Source organism: Azospirillum sp. HJ39, assembly GCF_041507355.1.
Lineage (GTDB): Bacteria > Pseudomonadota > Alphaproteobacteria > Azospirillales > Azospirillaceae > Azospirillum > Azospirillum thiophilum.
Window position 1 is genome coordinate 1,144,043 of record NZ_CP167911.1, and the last position, 22,938, is coordinate 1,166,980.

Genomic DNA, 22,938 nt, shown 5'->3' on the forward strand with positions numbered 1-22,938 from the left:
CGTCATGAACTCGCCCGCCATGAACAGCTCATACCGCAAGCGGCTGCCCGGCACGGAGGTCGAGTATTTCGACGCGCCGGCCGCCGTCGACGCCATCCGTCCCGGCGCCTGGGCCGGGCTGCCCTACGTGTCGCGCGTGCTGGCCGAACAGCTGGTCCGCCGCTGCGATCCGGCGCTGCTGGACGAGGCCCTGCGGCAGCTCGTCGAGCGCCGGCGCGACCTCGACTTCCCGTGGTATCCCGCCCGCGTCGTCTGCCATGACATCCTCGGCCAGACCGCGCTGGTCGATCTCGCCGGCCTGCGCGACGCCATCGCCGGGAGGGGCGGCGACCCGGCCAAGGTCAACCCGGTGGTGCCGACCCAACTGATCGTCGATCACTCGCTGGCCGTCGAGCATGGCGGCTTCGACCCCCAGGCCTTTGCGAAGAACCGTGCCATCGAGGACCGCCGCAACGAGGACCGCTTCCATTTCATCGACTGGAGCCGGCGCGCCTTCGGGAACGTCGAGGTGATCCCGGCCGGCAACGGCATCATGCACCAGATCAATCTGGAACGGATGTCGCCGGTGATTCAGCTCCGTGACGGTGTCGCCTTCCCCGACACCTGCGTCGGCACCGACAGCCATACCCCGCATGTCGATGCGCTGGGCGTCATCGCCATCGGCGTCGGCGGGCTGGAGGCCGAAACGGTGATGCTCGGCCGCGCCTCGATGATGCGGCTGCCGGACATCGTCGGCGTCCGCCTGACCGGCCGGCACCAGCCCGGCATCACCGCCACCGACATCGTGCTGGCGCTCACCGAGTTCCTGCGCAAGGAGCGCGTGGTCGGCGCCTGGCTCGAGTTCTTCGGCGATGGCGCCGCCGGCCTGTCCATCGGCGACCGGGCGACCATCTCCAACATGTGCCCGGAATACGGCGCCACCGCCGCGATGTTCGCCATCGACCGGCAGACCATCGACTATCTGCGGCTGACCGGCCGCGCGCCGGAACAGGTGGCGCTGGTCGAGACCTACGCCAAGACGCTGGGCCTGTGGGCCGACGCGCTGGAAAGCGCCGGGTACGAGCGGGTGCTGGAGTTCGACCTGTCCGGCGTCGTGCGCACCATGGCCGGCCCGTCCAACCCGCACCGCCGCCTGCCCACATCGGCGCTGAGGGAGCGCGGCATCGCCGTCGATCTCGACAAGGCGCTGGAAGAGGAGAAGGCCGGCCTGCTGCCGGATGGCGCGGTGATCATCGCCGCCATCACCAGCTGCACCAACACCTCGAACCCGCGCAACGTCGTCGCTGCCGGGCTGCTGGCAAGGAAGGCCAATGCGCTGGGGCTGGTGCGCAAGCCCTGGGTCAAGACCTCCTTCGCGCCAGGATCCAAGGTCGCAAGGCTGTATCTGGAGGAGGCCGGGCTGCTGGGGGAGCTGGAGGCGCTCGGCTTCGGCATCGTCGCCTATGCCTGCACCACCTGCAACGGCATGTCGGGCGCGCTCGACCCGGCGATCCAGCGGGAGATCGTCGGGCGCGACCTCTACGCCACCGCGGTCCTGTCCGGCAACCGCAACTTCGACGGGCGCATCCACCCCTATGCCAAGCAGGCGTTCCTCGCCTCGCCGCCGCTGGTCGTCGCCTACGCCATCGCCGGCACGATGCGTTTCGACATCGAGCGCGACGCGCTGGGCGTGGACCGGGACGGCGCCCCGATCAGGCTGAAGGACCTCTGGCCGTCCGACGAGGAGATCGACGCCATCGTCGCCTCCTGCGTCAGGCCGGAGCAGTTCCGCACGGTGTATGAGCCGATGTTCGCGGCGAACCACGGGACGACGGAGCGCATCAGCCCGCTCTACGACTGGCGTCCGGCCTCCACCTACATCCGCCGTCCGCCCTATTGGGACACCGAGGGGGTCGGCGCGCTGGCCGCCAATCCGCGCAGCCTGACGGGCATGCGCCCGCTGGCGGTGCTGCCGGACAACATCACCACCGACCATCTGTCGCCCTCCAACGCCATCCTGCCCGACTCGGCGGCCGGCGAGTATCTGGCCCGGATGGGCCTGCCGGAGGAGGACTTCAACTCCTACGCCACCCACCGCGGCGACCATTTGACCGCCATGCGCGCCACCTTCGCCAACCCGCAGCTGGTCAACGAGATGGCCGTGGTCGACGGGACGGTGAGGAAAGGCTCGCTGACCCGGCTGGAGCCCGACGGCACGGTGATGCGGATGTGGGAGGCGATGGAGACCTATCTGGAGCGCCGGCAGCCGCTGATCGTCGTCGCCGGGGCCGATTACGGCCAGGGGTCGAGCCGCGACTGGGCGGCCAAGGGGGTGCGGCTGGCCGGGGTCGAGGCCATCGTCGCCGAGGGGTTCGAGCGCATCCACCGCACCAACCTGATCGGCATGGGCGTGCTGCCGCTGGAGTTCAAGCCGGGCACGACGCGGCGGACGCTGGGGCTGGACGGCAGCGAGACCTACGATGTGACCGGCGAGCGCCGGCCGCGCGCCGACCTGACCCTGGTCGTCCACCGCCGCGGCGGCGAAACCCTGCGGGTGCCGGTGACATGCCGTCTCGACACCGCCGAGGAGCTGTCGATCTACGAGGCCGGCGGCGTCCTGCAACGGTTCGCCCAGGATTTCCTGGCCTCGGAAAGCACGCAGAAAGGAACCGCCTGATGGCCTCGGCACCGCAGATCCGCATTCCCGCCACCTATATGCGCGGCGGCACCAGCAAGGGCGTTTTCTTCCGCCTCGACGACCTGCCGGAGCGCTGCCGCGTGGCCGGCGCGGCGCGCGACCGGCTGTTCCTGCGGGTGATCGGCAGCCCCGACCCCTACGCCAGGCACATCGACGGCATGGGCGGAGCCACCTCCAGCACCAGCAAGGCGGTCATCCTGTCGAAGAGCGCACGGCCGGGCCACGATGTCGATTACCTGTACGGGCAGGTTTCCATCGACAGCGCCTTCGTCGACTGGTCGGGCAATTGCGGCAACCTCTCCACGGCGGCCGGGGCCTTCGCCATCCATGCCGGGCTGATGGACCCGGCGCGCGTTCCGGAGAACGGCGTCTGCACGGTGCGGATCTGGCAGGCCAACATCGGCAAGACCATCGTCGCCCATGTGCCGGTCACCGGCGGACTGGTCCAGGAAACCGGCGATTTCGAACTGGACGGCGTGACCTTTCCGGCGGCCGGGATCGTGCTGGAGTTCCTCGATCCCGCCGAAGAGGGGGACGGCGGGGGAGGCGGCGGGCGGAACGGCTCGATGTTCCCCACCGGAAACCTTATCGACACATTGGAGGTGCCGGACTCCCTGGTTCCCGGCGGCAGGCTGAAGGCGACGCTGATCGATGCCGGCATCCCGACCATCTTCGTCGCCGCCGCCGATCTCGGCTATCGCGGGACCGAATTGCAGGAGGCGATCAACGGCGACGCCGCGGCGCTGGCCCGCTTCGAGGCCCTGCGCACCGTCGGCGCCTTGAGGATGGGGTTGATCGGGGAGCCGGGCGAGGCCGCAAGGCGCCAGCACACGCCGAAGATCGCCTTCGTGGCACCGCCGGCCGACCATGTCGTGTCGAGCGGCCGGACCGTCGGGGCGGGGGAGGTCGATCTGCTGGTGCGGGCCTTGTCGATGGGCAAGCTGCACCACGCGATGATGGGCACGGTATCGGTCGCCATCGCCGCCGCCGCCGCCGTGCCCGGCACCCTGGTCAATCTTGCGGCCGGCGGCGGTGCGCGCGATGCGGTCCGCTTCGGCCACCCGTCCGGCAGCTTGCGCGTCGGCGCCGAGGCGGTGCCGGTGGACGGCCGATGGACCGTCACCAAGGCGGTGATGAGCCGCAGCGCCCGCATCCTGATGGAAGGCTGGGTCCGCGTGCCCGCCGATTCGTTCTGAACCCAAGCGCTCCAAATTCCAAGGAAACACCATGTCCACCCGCAAGACACTGAAAGAGCTCGTCGAAGCCCGCCGCGGCGTCATCGTTCCGGGCGCCTTCAACGCGCTGTCCGCCAAGCTGGTGGAGGATCTCGGTTTCGAGGCGATCTACGTCACCGGCGCCGGCGTCACCAACATGTGGTTCGGCATGCCCGACCAGGGCTTCATGGGTCTGGCCGAGATCGCCGACCACACGGCCCGCATCCGCGACGCCGTGGGCGTGCCGCTGATCGTCGATGCCGACACCGGCTTCGGCAACGCGCTGAACGTCTATCATACGGTGCGCGTGCTGGAGCGTGCCGGCGCCGACTGCATCCAGCTCGAAGATCAGGTGGCTCCCAAGCGCTGCGGTCATTTCGCCGGCAAGGACGTCATCTCCACCGAGGAGGCGGTCGGCAAGATCAAGGCGGCGGCCGACGCCCGCCGCGATCCGGATCTGCTGATCATGGCGCGCACCGACGCCGCCGCGATCTACGGCTTCGATGCCGCCGTCGAGCGCGCCCAGCGCTTCGCCGAGGCCGGCGCCGACATCCTCTTCGTCGAGGCGGTGAGGACGGCCGAGGAAATCCGCGCCCTGCCGCAGCGCCTGGAGAAGCCCCAGCTGATGAACATGGTCATCGGCGGCCGGACGCCGATCTTCAACGCGGCCGAGCTGGCGGAGCTCGGCTACGGCGTCGTGCTCTACGCCAACGCCGCCTTGCAGGGCGCCGTGATGGGCATGCAGAAGGCGCTGACCGTGCTGCGCGACGACAGGGAGCTGAAGGAATCGAGCGGCCTCGTCACCCCCTTCGCCGACCGCCAGCGTCTGGTTGGCAAGCCCGAATGGGATGCGCTGGAGAGGACTTATACCAACGGCTTTTGATGGTGACCCATCAAAAGCCGTTTCCTCAATCGCCGGCGCGGGCGTCCGCCCGCTTGGCTATCGCGGGCATGTGCCCGCGGGGCCGCCGTCGCGGCCCTCCAGCGGCACAGGTCAATGACCAGTGCCGCTGGTATTACAGCTGAGCAGCCGGGCAGCCCCCGCCCGCAGCCCCCGCCCGCAGCCCCCGCCGGCAGCCGCCATCCGGCGGTTGCCGCGCCGGAAGGCGGTTGCGCTCCCTAATAGTAATGTTATAACGTTACATTTGCTTGCGGAAAGGCCCCGCCCGCGATGAGTCCGGCGGGGCGTGGCGGGCGTGTCGTGCCTTTTCCAGACTTGCATGAAGGTTCGACAACGAGGTGACATATGAACAGCTTGCCTTCCCTCGCGACGCTGCTGTGGATCGGTGCCGCGGCAGGAGGCCTCGCGGCCGGCGCGGCACAGGCTGAGGACGACAAGGACGACCGGGGCGTCACGCACCATCGCCTGTTCATCGGCGACCACGCCGACGGGATCGTCCGGGCCATCGACCTCAAGGATGGGGCGAGCGCGGGAACATTCAGGATCGACCGGACGCCGGCCCTTGCGCGCAGCGTCAGCGGACGCACCGTGCTGGCTGTGCAGGGCGATGCCGGAAAGGTCGCCGTCATCGGCACCGGGATTTCGTTCGAGGATCACGGCGACCACGCCGACATCGCGGTCGAAGACGCCAGGCTGCTGCCGGCGGTGCTCACGGGGACCAAGCCGGCCCATGTCGTGGAAGGCTCCGGCACCATCGCGCTGTTCGACGACGGCACGGGCGGCGTCGCCCTGTTCCGGGAAGGCGATCTGCTTGAGGGGACGGTCAAGCCCCGCACCGTGACGCCGGGCGCCGCCCACCATGGCCTCGCCGCGCCGATGGGCGACTTCCTCGTCGTTTCAGTTCCGCACGACGACCCGGAGAAGCCGCGTGTCGGCCTCAAGGTCATCGATGCGCAGGGCAAGCCGGTCGGTGGGGTGGTGGACTGCCCGGCCGTGCATGGTCAGGCCCAGTCGGCCAGGGTGTTCGCCTTCGGCTGCAAGGACGGGGTCGTCTTCGCCCAGCCGGGCGGCGGCTCGAAGCCGCCCACGCTGCGCCACGTCTCCACCGCCGCGCTCGGCGAGGGCAACGTCTCGACGCTCAAGGGCGGCACGGCGATGCAATATTTCCTCGGCAATTACGGACCGCGCGCCGTCGTCGTCATCGAACCCGGCACCGAGCCGAGCTTCCGCAAGATCGACCTGCCGACGCGCCGCGTGGATTTCGCCCTGGACGACGTCAAGGCCAACCAGGCCTACATCCTGACCGAGGATGGCAGGCTGCATCTGCTCAACATCCTGTCCGGCGAGATCGAGAAGAGCGTCCAGCTCACCGCCCCCTATTCGATGGACGGCCACTGGCGCGACCCGCGGCCAAGGCTGGCGGTGGCCGGCGACCATGTGGCGGTGACCGATCCGCTCAAGGGGCTGGTGCGGCTCGTCTCGACCGAGACGCTGAAGGAGGAGCGCACGATCGCGGTGGCAGGCACCCCCTACACCATCGTCGCCGTCGGCGGGTCCGGGGCGGCCCACTGACGAACGGTCGGCGGTGGCGGCCGTTCATCGCCGCCGACCGCATCCCGGACGCTCACTCGTCATCGTGGCTGTGGCTGTGGCCATGGCTGTGGTCGTGGCTGTGCTCGTGCTCGTGGCCGTGGTGGTGATGGCCGGTTCCCGTCTCCGTCTCCCGCACCGGGATGACGACCGCCCGGCCGTGGCGCACGCCGCGCTCGGCGATCACCCGCTCCGCCATGCCGCGCACCGCCGAGCCGTCACCCTTCAGGACCGACACCTCCATGCAGCTTCCATGGTCCAGATGGACGTGCAGCGTGGTCAAGGTCAGCTCGTGATGCTCGTGGTAGGCCGTGGTCAGCCGCTTCGACAGCTCGCGCGCCGCATGGTCGTAGACATAGACCAGGGCGGCGACGCAGGGACCGTCCTCCTTCTCCACCGGCGCGGCTTCGGCCAGCCCGGCGCGGGCGAGGTCGCGGATCGCCTCGGAGCGCCCCTGATAGCCGCGCCGCTCGACCAGCCGGTCGATGTCGGCCAACAGGTCGTCGTCAAGCGTGATCGTCACCCGCTGCATGCCATCCTCCGTCGCACCGGTTTCAAAACGCCGGCTCCATTATTTTGGCAGGACCGCGAGGCCAATTCCCCCAAAGTATGATGATTCACAATAGACATCATACCCGGGCGGTCGTATCGTCGCGCTCATCGACCATAGAACCGGCCGGGCCGACCGTCCATCCGCAACCGGCGGCATGGAGGGTGTCGGTGCATGCCCACGGCAAGGAAGCCGGGGCCGGGCGGATGCGACGGGGGATGGGATGGCATTTCCGGGAACGGGGTTTGTCAGGACGGTCGCGGCCGTCATGCTGGCGGCAGCGGCGCTGGCCGGCGGTCACGCGGCGGCGGGGAGCCCGAAGGGCACGCTGACCTATTCCTGGACCGGCAATGTCGGGCCTCTCGACCCGCACCGCTACTCGCCCAACCAGATGTTCGCCCAGGCCATGGTCTACGAGCCGCTGGTGCGCTACCGCGAAGGCGGCGTCATCGAGCCGTGTCTGGCCACCGCCTGGACGGTGTCGCCGGACGGGCGGACCTACGACTTCACCCTGCGCGAGGGCGTCGTCTTTTCCGACGGCACGCCCTTCGATGCGGCGGCGGTCAAGGCGAATTTCGACGTCCTGCTGGCCGAGCGCGCCAAGCATGACTGGCTGGAACTGGTCGCGCAGATCCGATCGGTCGAGGTGCTGGACGCGGCCAAGGTCCGGCTGACCCTCAAGGATCCCTATTACCCGACCCTGCTGGAACTGGCGCTGATCCGCCCGGTCCGCTTCGCCGCCCCCTCCGTCCTCACCGCGGACGGCGTCCGGGCGCCGGTCGGCACCGGCCCCTGGATGCTGGCCGAGACGAAGAGGGGCGAATACGACCTCTTCACCCGCAACCCCTCCTACTGGGGGCCGAAGCCGGCCTACGAGCGCATCGTCGTCAAGGTCATTCCCGACCCGACCTCCCGCGCCGTCGCCTTCGAAACCGGCGAGATCGACCTGATCTATGGCGGCACCGGCCAGATCTCGGCCGACAGCTTCACCCGCTTCAGGACGCGCGGCATCGGGCGGACCGCCGTGTCGGCGCCGCTCGCCACCCGGACGATGGCGATCAACAGCGGCCGCGCGCCGACCAGCGATCCGGCGGTGCGCAAGGCGATCAACCACGCGGTCGACAAGGACGCCATCGCCGCCAAGCTGCTCTACGGGCTGGAGCCCAGGGCCGACACGCTGTTCGCCCCGAACTTTCCCTACACCGACCTTGGCCTCACGCCTTACGGCTACGACCCGGCGCGGGCGGCGCGGCTGCTCGACGAGGCGGGCTGGACCCTGCCGCCGGGCGGGACGGTGCGTGTCCGCGGCGGCCAGCCGTTGCGGGTGGAGCTGTGCTTCATCGGCAACGACGCCCGCGAGAAGGCGATTTCCGAAGCGGTCCAGGCCAACCTGAAGGCCGTCGGCATCGACGCGGTTCTGGTCGGCGAGGAGGAGAACGCGATCGAGGCCCGGCAGAAGGACGGCCGTTTCGGCCTGATCTTCGGCGACACCTGGGGCGCTCCCTACGACCCGCATTCCTTCGTCAGCTCCATGCGGGTGGCGTCGCATGCCGACTACCAGGCCCAGCGCGGCCTGTCGATGAAGGCCGAGATCGACGCCAGGATCGGCGCCGTGCTGGTGACGACGGACGAGGCGGAGCGGCAGGCGCTCTACCGCGACATCCTGACGACGCTGCACGAGCAGGCGGTCTACCTGCCGCTGTCCTACCTGACCGCCATGGCCGTCAGCCGCGGGGTGGATGGAGTCGGCTTCGGCGCCAGCGCCTACGAGATTCCGTTCGGCGCCATGCGGCCGGCGCCGTAACGAGGGGGGGGGAGGGGACGATGCTGCGCTTCATCGCCGGCCGCCTGCTGACCCTGCCGCCGCTGCTGCTGGCGGTGTCGGCCGGCGTGTTCCTGCTGCTGCGGTTGGGGCGCGGCGATCCGGCGCTGGATTACCTGCGCCTGTCGAACATCCCGCCGACCGACGCCGCCGTCGCCGCGGCGCACCGGCTGCTCGGCCTCGACCGGCCGCTGGCGGAACAGTATCTGTCCTGGCTGTGGCAGGCGCTGCATCTCGATTTCGGGCTGTCCTACGTCACCCGCCGGCCGGTGCTCGACGACCTGCTCTATTACCTGCCGGCCACCTTGCAATTGGGCGCCGCCGCGCTGGCCGTCACGCTGGCGGTGAGCCTGCCGCTCGGGATGTGGGCGGCGCGGCACCGCGATCGGCTGCCCGACCATCTGGTGCGGGCGCTCGCCTTCGTCGGCGTGTCGATCCCGAACTTCTGGCTGGGCTTCCTGCTGGTGCTGCTGTTCGCGGTGACGCTGAACTGGCTGCCGCCGCTCGGCCGCGGCGGGTGGAGCCACATGGCGATGCCGGTGGCCGCGGTGGCGCTGATGTCGCTGTGCATCAATGCCCGGCTGCTGCGTGCCAGCATGCTGGAGACGGCGGGGCAGCGCCATGTCCTCTATGCCCGGCTGCGCGGCCTGCCGGAGCGGCGCATCGTCCACAGCCACATCCTGCGCAACGCCCTGCTGCCGATCGTCACCGCCACCGGCATGCACATCGGCGAGCTGCTGGGCGGCACGCTGGTGATCGAGAACATCTTCGGCTGGCCGGGCGTCGGGCGCTATGCCGTTTCCGCCATCTACAATCGGGATTATCCGGTGCTGCAGTGCTTCACCCTGCTGATGACGGTGATCTTCGTGACGTGCAATCTGGCCGTCGACCTGTTGTATGCGTGGCTCGACCCGCGCATCCGGCCGGGACGGGAGGCGGCGCGATGAGCGCGCTCTCGGAGGAGGTCGGGGCACCCGCCGTCTTGCGGCGCTCCCGGCCGCGCCCCACGACGCTGGCCGGGCTGGCCCTGGTCGGCATCATGGCGCTGGCCGCCCTGGCGGCGCCCCTGCTGCCCTGGGATCCGGAGGCGGTCGACCTGACGATCCGGCTGGAGGGGCCGGGCGCCGCCCATTGGCTCGGCACCGACCATCTCGGGCGCGACGTGCTGGCGCGGCTGCTGCATGGCGCCTCGGTGTCGCTGGGGGCGGTCGCCGTCATCGTCGGGCTGATCCTGGCGCTGGGCATCGGCGTCGGCGGCCTGTCGGGCTTCCTCGGCGGACGGACCGACCGCATCCTCATGCGGCTGTGCGACGGCTTCCTGACCGTGCCGACCTTCGTGCTCGCCATGTTCATGGTCGGCGTGCTCGGCACCGGGCTGGGCAACGTGATGCTGGCCATCGCGCTGTCGCACTGGGCCTGGTACGCCCGCCTCGTGCGCGGGATGGTGCTGTCGCTGCGCGAGCGCGACTTCGTGGCCGCCGCCATCGTCTCCGGCGCCTCGCGCCCGCGCGTCTTCGTCGAGCACATCCTGCCGGGGGTTCTGGTACAGCTGGTGGTGCTGGCGACGCTCGACATCGGGCACATGATCCTGCATGTCGCCGGCCTGTCCTTCCTGGGGCTGGGGGTGACGCCGCCGACGCCGGAATGGGGGGTGATGATCAACGACGCGCGCGAATTCATCTGGACCCAGCCGGCGCTGATGCTGTGGCCCGGGCTGATGATCCTGCTGACGGTGATGGGCTTCAACCTGCTGGGCGACGCCCTGCGCGACCGGCTCGACCCGACGCTGGCGGGGGACGACCATTGAGCCCGCAGCGCCTGGGCGTGGAGGGGTTGCGGCTCGCCGCCCGCCGCGCCGGCCGGCCGGCGGAGCTGGTGCGCGGCGTCGATCTGGCGCTGGAGCGCGGGCGGGTCACGGCGCTGGTCGGCGCCAGCGGGTCGGGCAAGTCGCTGACCTGCCTTGGCTTGCAGGGGGTGACGCCGCCGGGGGTGGAGCGGATCGGCGGCCGTGTCCGGCTGGACGGGGCGGAGGTCGCGCCGGCGACGCTGCCCGGCCGGGTGGTGGCGACGGTGATGCAGAATCCGCGCAGCGCCTTCAACCCGGTGCTGACGATGCGCGCCCACGCCCGCGAGACGCTGGCGGTGCGCGGCGCCGCCGACGGGTTGGACGACCTGCTGGCGGCGGCGCTGGCCGAGGTCGGCCTGCCGGAGCCGGCGCGCATCGCCCGGCTGCACCCGTTCGAGATGAGCGGCGGCATGCTCCAGCGCATGATGATCGCGCTGGCGCTGCTGGCCGGGGTGCCCTTCCTGCTGGCCGACGAGCCGACGACCGACCTCGACCCGCTGGCCCAGGCGCACATCCTGGCGCTGATCGAGCGGCTGGTCGTGTCGCGGGGCCTGGGCGTCCTCGTCGTGACCCATGACATGGGGGTGGTCGCCCGCCTTGCCGACGAGGTGGCGGTGATGGAGGCCGGCCGCATCGTCGAGACGGCGCCGGTGGCCGAGCTGTTCGCCGCGCCGCGCTCCGATGCCGCCCGCGCCCTGCTGGCCGCCCATCGGGCGCTCTATCCGGAGGAGTTGGCGTGACGGTCCTGCTGGCCGCCGAGGCGGTGGAGAAGCGCTATTCCGGGCACGGCCTTTTCGCCGGCCGCCCGGCCAAGACCGTGCTGCGCGGCGTCACCCTGTCGGTGCGCGAGGGGGAGAGCGTGGCGCTGCTGGGCGCCAGCGGGTCGGGGAAGAGCACGCTTGCCCGCCTGATGCTCGGCCTCGACCGGCCGGACGGCGGCACGGTGCGCTGCCTCGGCCGGCCGCTCGGCGACTTGAACGCCGCCGGACGCCGGGCCTTCCGGCAAACGGTGCAGGCGGTGTTCCAGGATCCGCTGGGCGCCGTCAACCCGCGCCACCCGATCGGCCGGATCATCGCCGAACCGTTGCGCCACCTGACCGACCTCGACGCCGGCCAGCGGGCGATGCGGGTGGCGGAGCTGCTGCGGCTGGTCGGGTTGGCGCCCGAGGATTCCGGCCGCCTGCCGGGCAGCCTGAGCGGCGGCCAGGTCCAGCGCGTCTGCATCGCCCGGGCGCTGGCCCCGCAGCCCCGGCTGATCCTGCTCGACGAGGCGGTGTCGAACCTCGACCTCGTGCTGCAGATCCAGATCCTCGACCTGCTGGCCGGGCTGCGCGACCGGCTGGGCACCGCCTTCCTGTTCATCACCCACGACGTCCGGCTGGTCCGCCGCTTCTGCGACCGGGTGGCGGTGCTGCATGACGGGGAGTTGGTGGAGGATCGGCCGGTCGTCCCGTCCTTCACCTTCGATCATCCGGCCGCAAGCGCGCTGCTGGACGCCATGCTGCCGGCCGCACCGCGGCTGCGTGGCGGCTGAGAGGGGGCGCCGGCCGCGAGAACGGGGTGAGCTTGGCGCAAGCGGCGCGGTTGGCCGGCATGGACCGCTAGGCGTTGCGCGAGGCCGTCGTCCAGGCATGCCCTGACGCCTGGAACGCCCTCACCGCCACACCGGAGCGCTTACGCTCCCTCACAAGCTACCTGTGGCCCCCATGTGTCATTACCTAGGTGCGGCGGCGTCTTACGCCATGACGGCCTGGGGCCGGCGATTCGGATGCCTGACGCAGCCCCATGGCGGAGAGGTCCAGCACAAGCGGGCCCAGCAACGACCGGGTCGCCTCGCCGCCGCGCGCTAGAACCTCGATAAAGTCCTCCTGGTTGGGTTGCCCCAACGCCAGCCGGTAGATCATTCGCTGCTCGCGAAGCTGAGCGAAGCGTCTCATGTCTCGGCCAAATGGGCGTTCGAAAACGTGGCGGCTGATTTCGGCATTCTCAAGAACCCACCAAGGTCGAAGACCGCTCGCATCGACCAGCTTCTCCGCCTCGCGCTGCAGGTGACGCCAAGGAGAGCCCCTCGACACCGCAGCGTCGCCAATGGCTCCCTTGTGCAGAATGGTCGAAAGTCGCCGCCGCACCGCCAGCCCGGCATAACGCTGGACGCGGCCTTCACGCTGCTCGAGGTCGAGCGGGTTGGACGACAGGTCCCAGTGAACGACATGCGAACACCAGGGATGGAAATCCAGCCCCTCCTGTCCGACCGACGTGGTCGCGAGAACATGCGGCCAGAAAGGCGTGTTGAAGCTCCGGCGGACTTCATCCGGCCGCGCCGGCGCGGTCGGCGCGAGCCCTCCGTCCGCCTTGGCCGCCGGCTCCGCTTCGGCGTCGCCGAACGGAACGGCGACGTGACAGCGCACCGGTATTTTATGCGGTGGCCCGCCAACACCGTGAAAGCTGAAACTGCCCGCCCGCAGACCGAGCGAAGATTGCAGATCCTTGGCGAGACCTGCCGCACCCTCGGGAAGATTCTGCGCACGAAGCCAGAAATGCTCGTCGAGGACACTTTCCAAGCCACCGTCGACGACTGCGCCCATCACCTGCTCAACCGCGCTCTTGCCCGGGAGCGACGACAGGATCACCGGATTGTCGAGATACGCGCGCAATCCATGCCAGCTCAACTGGACGAGTTCGTCGTAGCGCGCCGGATCAAGGATCGTCGGGTCATGCCGCAGCAGCGCCCGGCCGAGCGCCACGCCTGGCGCGCCGATGGCATAGTCGACAAGGTCATCGAGTTCGGCCGGCGAGAGGTGTTCGATCGCAGGAGTCTGCCGCCATTTGCGGACGGCGGATCGAGCAGCGCGATCCTCACCGACGGCGTTGCGCCAGGCAGCGGCAGATTGTTCCGCCAACCCCGCTGCCCGCTCGATTGCGGCCAGGGTTCGGCCGATGGATCGATGCCCTCGTCGGGCTTTCACCATGTCCTTCTGGACGATCCCCTTGGGTAGAGCCGCAAGAATCTGCCGCCTCACCTGTTTGCGGATAGCGCCGAGCGTCTCTCCCGCCTTCGCGAGCGGATCCGCATGCCGGATGAGCCAGGGCGATGGATGAAAGGCGGCCATGACCGGTCCGGGAACGGCGCCCAGTTTGAAGCGACGCCGCCGATAGGCTTTCTCGTAGCCGCCTCGCTGTTGGGGAAGGCAGGACGCTTCAACGCCGAAACTCAGGAGCGCCGCCACGCTCGGCGGGGTCGCCCGAAAGCGGCTGAACATCAGCAGCTTCGGGTCGGCGGCGATGCCCTTCCAACCGCCGGCAAGCGGCCACCACGGCAGGGATGGCGCGACCCAAGGCAGAGACAGAAGTTTCGCCGGAGCTATGGCGCTGAGCGCCCTGAGTTTTGCGTCGGGCCATTTCGCTGGCGCATCCAGCTTGTTGCGGCGCTCCCGTGTCATCTTCGTGAGCTTCGGCGCGGCCTTGATGGTCGCCCCTCTCCATGCCGCATAGCGCGGCCCCACGGATTGGGCCGGCAGCGGAACCGAGGACCAATAGGGCAGCGCCTCATACCGCACGTCTTCGGCGAAGCTATCGGCCAGATGTCGATAGACCTGAAAGTCCTCAACCGTCGGCTCGGCAGCGAGGAACTGCGTTCCGGCCAGTGGATCGCTGGAAGCGACGCTGTCCCGCTCGGTTCGAGACATGACCGGCGTCAGCAGTTCGCGCAACGCGTCCCTGAGCCGGGCTGCCTCGGCGATCTGGCCCTTCAGATCGGGACTGTTCACGTCCGCATGCGCCGCGATGCTCCGAAGCTTGTCGCCGAAATCGGAAAACAGAGTCTTGGCGCGGTCACGGACTTCGCGGCCGGCGAGGAATTCGATGAGCTCAAGCAATTCCGTATAGGCGAGTGCGCCCTGGGCTTCCTCCCATCGCGTACTGAGGAGCCGGTAGGGTGTCGCGCTGAGCAACAGGATCGCCGGCCGATCCGCCGATCCGCGCGGCTCCAGCAGGTCCCTGAGGAGTGGATCGGCGTCCTTCTCGTCCAAGAGCTGCCTGTAGCGCTGGAACTCGTCCAGAATGACCAAATCGGGCGGTTGGTGACGCAGCGTCGCCAGCGCCAGGGCACGGCGCAGACGGCCGACGAAGGTGGCCGGCTTGAGCGGCTTAATCTTCCGTTCCTCGTCACCATACAGGGCTTGTTCGAGCCTTTCGCGCACGGGCTCCCCGAATTCGGCCGCCAGCGCCTCGCGAAATCTCCGTGTCAAATGTGGCGGTGCCGCCGCGAGCTTCCTTTCGGCATCCTCTACCAGCCAATCCCAGGAAGCGCCGACGCTCAGGCGCAACATGGCCGGATCGAGATCGCGGGCGAAAGCCGGGTAGGCCCGATCCAGCAGCACCTTGAGAAATGCCCGCTCTTCCTTTCTTCCGCCGGTCAGGCGAGCACGCGCACCGGGGAACGATGTCGCCGGCGTCAGCGCGTAGATCAGAACCGGCTCGTCGGGCCGCTTCGAAACCGCGATCAGCGAAAGGCGATCCGGCGTCGCAACGGCGGCCTCGCGTTCCTGATCGTCGAGGAAGCTGACGACACGCCCCTTGTTCTGATGGGAGACCGCGTGGCCATTGGCGATGTAATAGATAACGAGGGGCCGTCGGCCGTCCGCCGACATACGGCGCGCGACTTCCTTTGCGACAACCGTCTTTCCCAGCCCGACTTCATCGGCCACCAGAAAGCGCCGGCGTCCGTCCTCGATGGCAAAGGCTGAGAGCGCGGCGTCGACGGTTGCCTTCTGGAACGGCTTGGGGACGCTCACCGACGCTTCCCCTTGCGTTCTTCGCCGAGGCCGATCCGAAGCTTGTCCCAAAGTGCCCTGAAGCGCCGCAGCATCGCATCGGTTTGCGGATCCTCCTGGGCCGCCCGCTCCAGCACGGCCGGCAGGTACTCTGAAACGCGGCGTTCGATTTCGCGAAACCTGTTCCGATCGCGCGACCAGGCCGCGAGCATCTCCTCCAGCGTCGGCAGTGCGGGGTCGAGCGCTGGATCCGTGCCAGGGGCTGCACGATCCCGTTTCTTCTCAATCGTCCAGTCATCCTCCCCGTCGCGCCCGTCGTCGGCCAGCAGTCCCGCCAGCCAGAGAAGAAAGCCCCTCGCTCCCAGAAACCGGACGAAGGCCGCACGATCGCGCTCTTCTCCAAAAGGCGGATCGGCCGGCGCGCGCTGCAGCCAGGACAGGCCCTTCTCGCCGCGGCTGATACGCAAACGCACGAACTCGCTTCGTTCGGCAGGAAGCATCGGCCCAAGCGGCACCGTCGTCTGTCGCCGCGGCCATGCTTTGAGTTCGCCGTGCAGGGCACCCACTTCGAGCACGATGTCGGTTTCCTCGGGATGCGGTCCATGGGGAAAGAGATCGGAATCATGGACAAGACGGATCTCATCCCCGTCGATGCTGAGCGTCCCTGACCATCGCGCCGCGACCTGCGCCCGGGCTCGCTCGAGCGCTTCTTCTTCCAGCGCCGCCGCGTCCGGCCGATATTCGCTGTCCGACGCCTCGACGATCCGCGCCGAGCCCAGCAACGCCCTCAGACCCTTCTCCTGTGCCTCGGTGACGCGCAACTCGGCGGTGACCTCGGCGTTGCGGCCAGTCCATGCCCGCATGGTGGCGTTGGCGCTTCCGAGCCATAAGGTCCGCTTCCGCCCCGCGCGCACGAACAGCAATTTGGCGTGGAGGCCTCGGCCGATCTCTTCCTCCTCGTCATCCACGGTGTCGGCCTTGGATGTCGATACAGGGGGCGCCTGCTCCGGCTCCGCGTCGCCAATGGGATAATCCGGCGCATCCAGCGCCAGGAGATCGTCGAACGAGGAGAGTGACGGGCCGACCCGCTCGATCTCCCGCATGGTCGTCAACAGCACGCGCCGTGCCGGCTTCGGCGCGTTCGACACTTGTCCGGCGAGGAAGCTCTTGTCGACGAACGGGCTCACCACGACGATTTCATCGGCCCCCGTCGGTGGGACTGGAACTTGCAGCCCTCCTGAGCCCGTGGACCAGCGAATCCGCTCGACGCGTACGCCCGAGGGTGCACGCCATGGGATCTTCGTCACCTCCGCCGCGAGGGTAGCGGGTCGGACTCCCTTCAGCTTGGCACGCTCAGCCAGCGCGCGCGCCAGATCGCCTGCCCCTGGGACCGGGCCTCCGCCATTCTTTCCCGAAACAAGCAGGAGCCCGATGTCGCGGTTGACGCACTCGGTGAGATTTCGGCTTCCGATCCACAGCCGCCAGCCGATCTCGCCACCCTCGCTTCGTGTCCGTACCAACGCCGCCTTGGGATGCCAGCTGTGGATCGCTTCGTCGAAATCGACCTCCCGTACGAACTGGTCCAGCACCGCCGCGATATGCGGCGTTCGCCGCATCTTCGCAAGCCGGCCGCGCTGGATGACGATCCGCACCTTGCCGCGCAGGCGCTCGACGGCGTCGGCGAAATCGGACGGGCTGCCTCGACCCGCTTCATTGTCCTTGCCCGCAAGCGCCAGCAAGGCGGCGCCGATCGATCCAAGGTCTGCCGAATAAGACGCCAGCAATGCCAGTTCCACATTTTCGTCAGGACCGGGACGCAGGCCTTCCAGAAACGAAAGCGCGGGCCAACTGTCGATCGCGCCGCTCATTCGGCATCCGCCAGATCATCGAGAAGCGTACTGACCTGCTGCCACCGGTAATGCAGGGGCCCGGCCAGGCCATGCTCGTCAATCGACCACTCGAGCCGCCGAGCCCGGCCATTGGGAGTAGGCGCAAGCCGTGCGCGCGGCCCCTTGCGCGCCTCCGCGGCGGTGTAGACGGCGGAAAGCGCGACGGGACTTCCCGATCCCGCAGCGATCCACTCCTTCGTCGCCGTCACCACAGCAAGCAATTTCGGCGGAAGAGTCCCGATGTCCGCTTCGAGCGCCGCTATGTCGAGCCGAGCCGCGATCGGGCCATGCTCCGCGAGAACAGCCTTGAGATGCTCGCGATGACGGGCGGAAACGTCTCGCCTGTCGTCAATTTCGACAATCCGCTCCAGCAGCGCGTCATAGATGGCGCGGCCGATTCCAGCGAGACTGGCGGCCTGCCGCGCACGGACGAGCGGGCCCCGATCGGCACCGGCGATGGCGTATGTTTCGTTGGCCCACATCCCGGAAGGCGCCGCCGCCTCGCTTCTGACCAGCCTTGCCAGCAGTGACAGTTCACGGTTGCCATTGCCACGGAGCTGCGCCAGCCGTTCACGCAGGAACCCGGCCTCCGTCTCCTTCAGGCGAAGCGTGATGTCTCCGCTCTGCCAATTGCTCGGGCGATCGGGAAGCCGCAAGAAAGGCGGCTCGAAGCTCAGGAGCGGCTGGCCGTCGTCGTCGTTGGATGAGCCGGCGGTCTTCAGCAAACGGTGCGCCTGTCCTCGGGAAATCGTCCGACCGTCCGGTCGTGGGCGCAAAATCCCCCAAACCGCGAGCGCGTTCCAATAGACGGTGGATGGCGGTTGGCTTGAGGGTTTTGGAAAGACACGGCCGCCGATCACCTGGGCTTCGCCCGCGTCCTTCAGCCGTCCCGCGAGCAGTCTCTCGCGTTCACGCAAGGTGCGCTGTGCGGCCGGGCCAACCATGCCGGCGAGATCCTCGAACAGCCACGGCACGAACAGCGCGTAGCGCGCACGCGTATGCAACACCGACGTGCCGGGGAAGAAGCGGTCGGCGTAACGTTGGTGGATCGTCAGGAAGCCGATTTCGTCGCGCACGCCCATGGACTCCTCGTCCATCTGCGCCTTCGCGCGGGCGAGCGCCTCGCGGGAGAGATAGGTCCAGCCGAGGGCAGGTTCTATCGCCGGTGCCCGTCTCGTCCGGGATTGATTCGCCGCCTGTCGCAACGCCTCAGCTCCGGAACCAGGACAGCGGCGCCGCGGTCAACCTGTCGCCGAAAGGCACGGGTTCCGTGACCTCGATCCCGGCGAGCTGCTTTCCAAGTCTCATCTTCCTGGAGCGTTCCGACGTCAGATAGACCGACCGGGCCGGCACCTGAGTGGTAAGCCCAGGACGGTTGGCGGCGGCCAAACCGCTCGAAACGATGACCTCACCGTGTTGCGCAGCGATCGCCACCACCGCCAGATCCACGGACGGAGCCCCCGCACCGACCCGACCCGTGACGGGCAGTGGATACACACTCCGTCCAGCCCGAAGCAGTTGCCCCCGCTTGGCAAGCCGCGACAGACCCTGATCCATCGCCGCCCGGTTTCCCAGATGGAGCACGCTTTTGGCCGCGGCTGGCGTGCCTTCGGGAAACCCCTTCGCGTGCGCAAGAATCTGTTCGGTCAAGCGTTGCAAAGCCGTCTCCCTGCCAGAAATATGCGCAAATTTCTGACGGTTTGCAACGAACAGTGTTGCGGCCCAATCACGCGGAAACCGCCCCTTCCGACGAATGAGGTTGGCGCCGATTGGAAGGGAAGGGCCTTCCCCCAGGTCCGAGCCTTTGGTCGCGGCCGACCGCATCTGCGGGGCTGGCTGCCATCGGCCCTCGCCAAATGTACCGTCACGCGGTCCTGTGGGGCTCTCTGCAAAAATACCTGTTACAGAACAGCAGCTTAGGCGAAAAAAGAACTGTCAGGAGTGTCGTCCTCCTGACGGTGCCTTCAAGTTTCACGATGATCGATATGGGCGAGGTCCGTCAGACGGGCCCACATCGCCGATCTACGCCCGCCGATAGCGACCGATAGACGTAAGGCGGAAACTATCTTGTTTTCAGTGCCTCAGGTCGTACGGGGGCGTATTTTGGAATACGCCCGGGTCGGTAAGAATCATTCCCACTCGATGGTGCCGGGCGGCTTCGAGGTGATGTCGTAGACCACGCGGTTGACGCCGCGAACCTCGTTGACGATGCGGTTCGACACGCGCGCCAGGAAGTCGTGCGGGAAGGGGTACCAGTCGGCGGTCATGCCGTCGGTCGAGGTCACGGCGCGCAGCGCCAGAACATGGTCGTAGGTCCGGCCGTCGCCCATCACGCCGACCGTGCGGACCGGCAGCAGCACCGCGAAGGCCTGCCAGATCGCGTCGTACAGGCCGGCGTTGCGGATCTCCTCCAGATAGACCGTGTCGGCCTTGCGCAGGATCTCCAGCTTCTCCGGCGTGATCTCGCCGGGGATGCGGATGGCGAGGCCCGGGCCGGGGAAGGGATGGCGGCCGATGAAGGCGGCGGGCAGGCCGAGTTCGCGGCCCAATGCCCGCACCTCGTCCTTGAACAGCTCGCGCAGCGGCTCGACCAGCTTCAGCTTCATCCGCTCGGGCAGGCCGCCGACATTGTGGTGCGACTTGATGGTCACCGACGGGCCGCCGGTGAAGGACACGCTCTCGATCACGTCGGGATAGAGCGTTCCCTGGGCCAGGAACTCGGCGCCGCCGATCTTGTGGCTCTCCTCGTCGAAGACCTCGATGAACAGGCCGCCGATGATCTTGCGCTTCTGCTCCGGATCGGTGACGCCGGCCAGCTTGCCCAGGAACAGGTCCGCCGCCTCGCGGTGGACCAGCGGGATGTTGTAGTGGTCGCGGAACAGCCGCACCACCTCTTCCGACTCGCCGGCCCGCATCAGGCCGGTGTCGACGAAGATGCAGGTCAGCTGGTCGCCGATCGCCTCATGGATCAGCACCGCCGCGACCGACGAATCGACGCCGCCCGACAGGCCGCAGATCACCTTGCCGGTGCCGACCTGGGCGCGGATCTTCTCGATCGCCTGTTGCTTGAAGGCGGCCATCGTCCAGTCGCCCTCGATGCCGGCGACGCGGTGGACGAAATTCGCCAGCAGCTGGGCGCCGTGCGGGGTGTGGACCACCTCCGGGTGGAACTGCACGCCGTACAGGCGGCGGCTGTCGTCGGCGATGACGGCGTAGGGGGCGCCGTCGCTGACCGCAACGGCGCGGAAGCCGTCGGGCAATGCCGTGACGCGGTCGCCGTGGCTCATCCACACCTGTTCCTTCGACCCGATCTCCCACAGCCCGTCGAACAGGGCGCAGGGCTCCTTGATCTCGATGAAGGCGCGGCCGAATTCGCGATGGTCGGAGCCGGAGACGGTGCCGCCCAGCTGGTGGCACATGGTCTGCTGGCCATAGCAGATGCCCAGGACAGGAACCTTCAGGTCGAACACCGCCTGCGGCGCGCGCGGGCCGTCGGCCTCGGTGACGGAGGCCGGGCTGCCGGACAGGATGATCGCCTTCGGATCATACGCGCGGATGCGCTCGTCGCTCATGCCGAACGGGTGGATCTCGCAATAGACCCCGCTCTCGCGCACGCGGCGGGCGATGAGCTGGGTGACCTGCGACCCGAAATCGAGAATGAGGACGCGTTCGGCGGAAAGGGGAGCGGCGCTGGACATCGACGAATCCTGATGCGGGGGGACTCAAGGCCCCTCACTACCTCACCTCCGGCCCCGCCGACAAGCGTGCAAGCGGCGTCAGGTCGCGCCACCCATATGCGATTTCCACAAGGTCGGTGCCGGCGAAGCGGATCGGCCGCTCCGCGACCCTGATTCCGCCGAGCCGCTCGTAGAACCAGCGGGACGGGTTGTCGCGCAGGCACCACACCACGGCGGAGCGGATGTCGGCCGCCAGGAGACGGTCGGCCATCGCCGCCATCAGCCGCCGGCCGATGCCCATCCCCTTGGCGTCGTCGAGCACATAGAGCGCGTGGAACTCGCCGCCATGGTCCCGCACCGCCACCCGGCGCGCCCCGTAGGACGCGATCCCGACGATGGTGCCAGGCGCCGAGACCAGCCCGGCGCAGTCGACCGCGACGAAGGCGCCCTGGCCGGGGGCCCGCGTCTCGGCGATGGACGCCCAGCGCTGGGCGGCGGCCGGCTCGGACAGGCCGACCAGGAACGGCGCCGGGATCAGGCCGGGGTAGGTGGACCGCCAGCTCTGCACATGGACGCGCGCCATGCCGGCGGCATCGGTCAGATACGCTTCGCGGATTGCGACCGTGGTGTCCGTCATCGACCGACCCTCCCCCGTGCAGCCTTCCTCTCCGACAGTTTGTACTGCAAACGGCGGAAGTCCAGCCGGAAAACGGGGCAGGGCCGCGTCTCCGTCGCGCCGTTCCGATGCCGGAGGGATGCGGGCGCGGTTGTCATCGCGCCGCAACAGGGGTAAACAGCCGGGACTGTTCAGGCGGGCACCCATTCGGATCGGGGGTCCGCCAGTCCGTCCGGGGCGCCTGCCGGCGCCGCGGACGGGGCTCCGGAGACCGGACACCGCATGTATTCCTCCTCCACCCTGTCCCGTTACATCGGGCGCCAGTTCATCGTCTGGTTCTGCCTGCTGATGGTGATCCTGCTCGCCATCGTGCTGCTGCTGGACACGGTCGAGCTGCTGCGCCGCGCCGGCACCAAGCCCCACGTCACCTTCGGGCTGGTGGTGGAGATGGCGCTGCTGAAGCTGCCGGAGATCGGCCAGCAGATCTTTCCCTTCGTCATCCTGTTCGCCGGCATGTTCACCTTCTGGCGGCTGACCCGCAGCGCCGAGCTGGTGGTGGCCCGCGCGGTCGGCGTGTCTGCCTGGCAGTTCCTGATGCCGGTGATGTTCGCCGCAGCCGCCATCGGCGTGGTGAAGGTGACGCTGATCAATCCGGTCGGCGCGGTCTTCATCGCCCGGTACGAACAGCTGCAGGACCGCTACCTGAAGCTCCAGTCCAGCACGCTGAACATCTCGCGTTCCGGCCTGTGGCTGCGCCAGACCAACGAGAACGAGCAGTTCTTCATCCATGCCGAGCTGGTCAACCCGGTGAGCTTCGAGCTGTCGAACGTCGTCGTCTTCCTGTTCGACGCCGACCAGACCTATCTCGGCCGTGTCGATGCGCCGCGCGCCGCGCTGAGGGACCGGAAGTGGGAGCTGCAGGAGGCCGTGCTGAACCGGGCCAAGAAGGATCCGGAACTGCTGGACAGCTACACCATCCCGACCGAGCTGGACATGGCGACCATCGAGGAGAGCTTCGCCCCGCCGGAAACCGTCTCCTTCTGGGAGCTGCCGCGCTTCATCCACACGCTGGAGACCACCGGTTTCCCCGCCGTGCGCCACCGCCTGCATTACCAGTCGCTGCTGGCCCAGCCCTTCCTGTTCCTGGCGATGGTGCTGTTCGCCGCCGCCTTCTCGCTGCGGCTGCCGCGGCGCGGCGGCACCATGGCGATGGTCACCGGCGGCGTGCTGACCGGCTTCGTTCTGTTCGTGATGACCGACATCGTGCGCACCTTCGGCATGTCCGAGACGATCCCGATCGTCATGGCCGCCTGGAGCCCGGCCGGCATCAGCCTGCTGCTCGGCACGGCGGCGCTGCTGCATCTGGAGGACGGCTGAGCCCGGC

Annotated in this window: 16 protein-coding genes and 1 pseudogene; 10 read left to right on the forward strand and 7 right to left on the reverse strand. The window is 68.6% G+C overall.

Annotated elements, in window-relative coordinates; all coding sequences use genetic code 11:
* Positions 1 to 4 precede the first annotated feature (4 nt).
* From acnD to ABMY26_RS18725, 4 genes are all read left to right on the forward strand, one after another.
* Positions 5 to 2,656, forward strand: a complete 2,652-nt coding sequence (gene acnD / locus ABMY26_RS18710; RefSeq protein WP_372398683.1) for a Fe/S-dependent 2-methylisocitrate dehydratase AcnD — start codon at positions 5 to 7, stop codon at positions 2,654 to 2,656.
* Positions 2,656 to 3,873: a 2-methylaconitate cis-trans isomerase PrpF gene (prpF, locus tag ABMY26_RS18715; protein WP_372398684.1), complete on the forward strand. Its 1,218-nt coding sequence runs from the start codon at positions 2,656 to 2,658 to the stop codon at positions 3,871 to 3,873. The genes acnD and prpF overlap by 1 nt, the downstream gene beginning before the upstream one ends.
* Before the next feature lie 31 nt (positions 3,874 to 3,904).
* Positions 3,905 to 4,774 (forward strand): oxaloacetate decarboxylase, encoded by an 870-nt coding sequence (locus ABMY26_RS18720; protein ID WP_372398686.1) that lies wholly within the window; start codon positions 3,905 to 3,907, stop codon positions 4,772 to 4,774.
* 363 nt (positions 4,775 to 5,137) lie between these two features.
* The gene (locus ABMY26_RS18725) at positions 5,138 to 6,364 is read left to right on the forward strand and encodes a hypothetical protein (protein ID WP_372398687.1); all 1,227 of its coding nucleotides are present in this window, start codon (positions 5,138 to 5,140) and stop codon (positions 6,362 to 6,364) included.
* Positions 6,365 to 6,416: 52 nt separating this feature from the next.
* Here ABMY26_RS18725 and nikR read toward each other — a convergent pair whose 3' ends face one another.
* Positions 6,417 to 6,914: a nickel-responsive transcriptional regulator NikR gene (nikR, locus tag ABMY26_RS18730; protein WP_372398688.1), complete on the reverse strand. Its 498-nt coding sequence runs from the start codon at positions 6,912 to 6,914 to the stop codon at positions 6,417 to 6,419.
* 286 nt (positions 6,915 to 7,200) lie between these two features.
* Between nikR and nikA the strand changes: the two genes are divergently transcribed.
* From nikA to nikE, 5 genes are read left to right on the forward strand one after another with little or no spacing between them, the layout of a single operon-like run.
* Complete coding sequence (nikA, locus tag ABMY26_RS18735) at positions 7,201 to 8,736, forward strand: nickel ABC transporter substrate-binding protein (RefSeq protein WP_372398689.1); 1,536 nt, start codon at positions 7,201 to 7,203, stop codon at positions 8,734 to 8,736.
* Positions 8,737 to 8,756: 20 nt separating this feature from the next.
* The gene (gene nikB, locus ABMY26_RS18740; RefSeq protein WP_372398690.1) at positions 8,757 to 9,701 is read left to right on the forward strand and encodes a nickel ABC transporter permease subunit NikB; all 945 of its coding nucleotides are present in this window, start codon (positions 8,757 to 8,759) and stop codon (positions 9,699 to 9,701) included.
* Positions 9,698 to 10,561 carry a nickel ABC transporter permease subunit NikC gene (nikC, locus tag ABMY26_RS18745; protein ID WP_372398691.1) on the forward strand — a complete coding sequence of 288 codons (864 nt, stop codon included), beginning with the start codon at positions 9,698 to 9,700 and terminating at the stop codon, positions 10,559 to 10,561. The genes nikB and nikC overlap by 4 nt, the downstream gene beginning before the upstream one ends.
* Positions 10,558 to 11,340, forward strand: a complete 783-nt coding sequence (locus ABMY26_RS18750) for an ATP-binding cassette domain-containing protein (protein WP_372398692.1) — start codon at positions 10,558 to 10,560, stop codon at positions 11,338 to 11,340. The genes nikC and ABMY26_RS18750 overlap by 4 nt, the downstream gene beginning before the upstream one ends.
* Entirely contained in the window at positions 11,337 to 12,134 is a 798-nt protein-coding gene (gene nikE, locus ABMY26_RS18755) for a nickel import ATP-binding protein NikE (RefSeq protein WP_372398693.1), read from the forward strand. Before ABMY26_RS18750 ends, nikE begins: the two co-directional genes overlap by 4 nt.
* A 184-nt stretch (positions 12,135 to 12,318) precedes the next feature.
* Here nikE and ABMY26_RS18760 read toward each other — a convergent pair whose 3' ends face one another.
* From ABMY26_RS18760 to ABMY26_RS18785, 6 genes and pseudogenes are all read right to left on the reverse strand, one after another.
* Entirely contained in the window at positions 12,319 to 15,393 is a 3,075-nt protein-coding gene (locus ABMY26_RS18760; RefSeq protein ID WP_372398694.1) for a helicase-related protein, read from the reverse strand.
* Positions 15,390 to 17,240 (reverse strand): hypothetical protein, encoded by a 1,851-nt coding sequence (locus ABMY26_RS18765; protein WP_372398695.1) that lies wholly within the window; start codon positions 17,238 to 17,240, stop codon positions 15,390 to 15,392. Before ABMY26_RS18765 ends, ABMY26_RS18760 begins: the two co-directional genes overlap by 4 nt.
* Positions 17,237 to 18,466 (reverse strand): DUF6361 family protein, encoded by a 1,230-nt coding sequence (locus tag ABMY26_RS18770; RefSeq protein WP_372398696.1) that lies wholly within the window; start codon positions 18,464 to 18,466, stop codon positions 17,237 to 17,239. Before ABMY26_RS18770 ends, ABMY26_RS18765 begins: the two co-directional genes overlap by 4 nt.
* An 82-nt stretch (positions 18,467 to 18,548) precedes the next feature.
* Positions 18,549 to 18,920: pseudogene (locus ABMY26_RS18775) on the reverse strand (DUF6088 family protein); the annotation flags it as partial.
* Positions 18,921 to 19,390: 470 nt separating this feature from the next.
* On the reverse strand, positions 19,391 to 20,959 hold the full coding sequence (gene guaA, locus ABMY26_RS18780) for a glutamine-hydrolyzing GMP synthase (RefSeq protein ID WP_372398697.1): 1,569 nt from the start codon (positions 20,957 to 20,959) through the stop codon (positions 19,391 to 19,393).
* Positions 20,960 to 20,996: 37 nt separating this feature from the next.
* Positions 20,997 to 21,575 carry an N-acetyltransferase family protein gene (locus ABMY26_RS18785; protein ID WP_372398698.1) on the reverse strand — a complete coding sequence of 193 codons (579 nt, stop codon included), beginning with the start codon at positions 21,573 to 21,575 and terminating at the stop codon, positions 20,997 to 20,999.
* Positions 21,576 to 21,836: 261 nt separating this feature from the next.
* Here ABMY26_RS18785 and lptG point away from each other — a divergent pair, with 261 nt between their 5' ends.
* The gene (gene lptG, locus ABMY26_RS18790) at positions 21,837 to 22,931 is read left to right on the forward strand and encodes an LPS export ABC transporter permease LptG (RefSeq protein WP_372398699.1); all 1,095 of its coding nucleotides are present in this window, start codon (positions 21,837 to 21,839) and stop codon (positions 22,929 to 22,931) included.
* Positions 22,932 to 22,938: the final 7 nt, after the last annotated feature.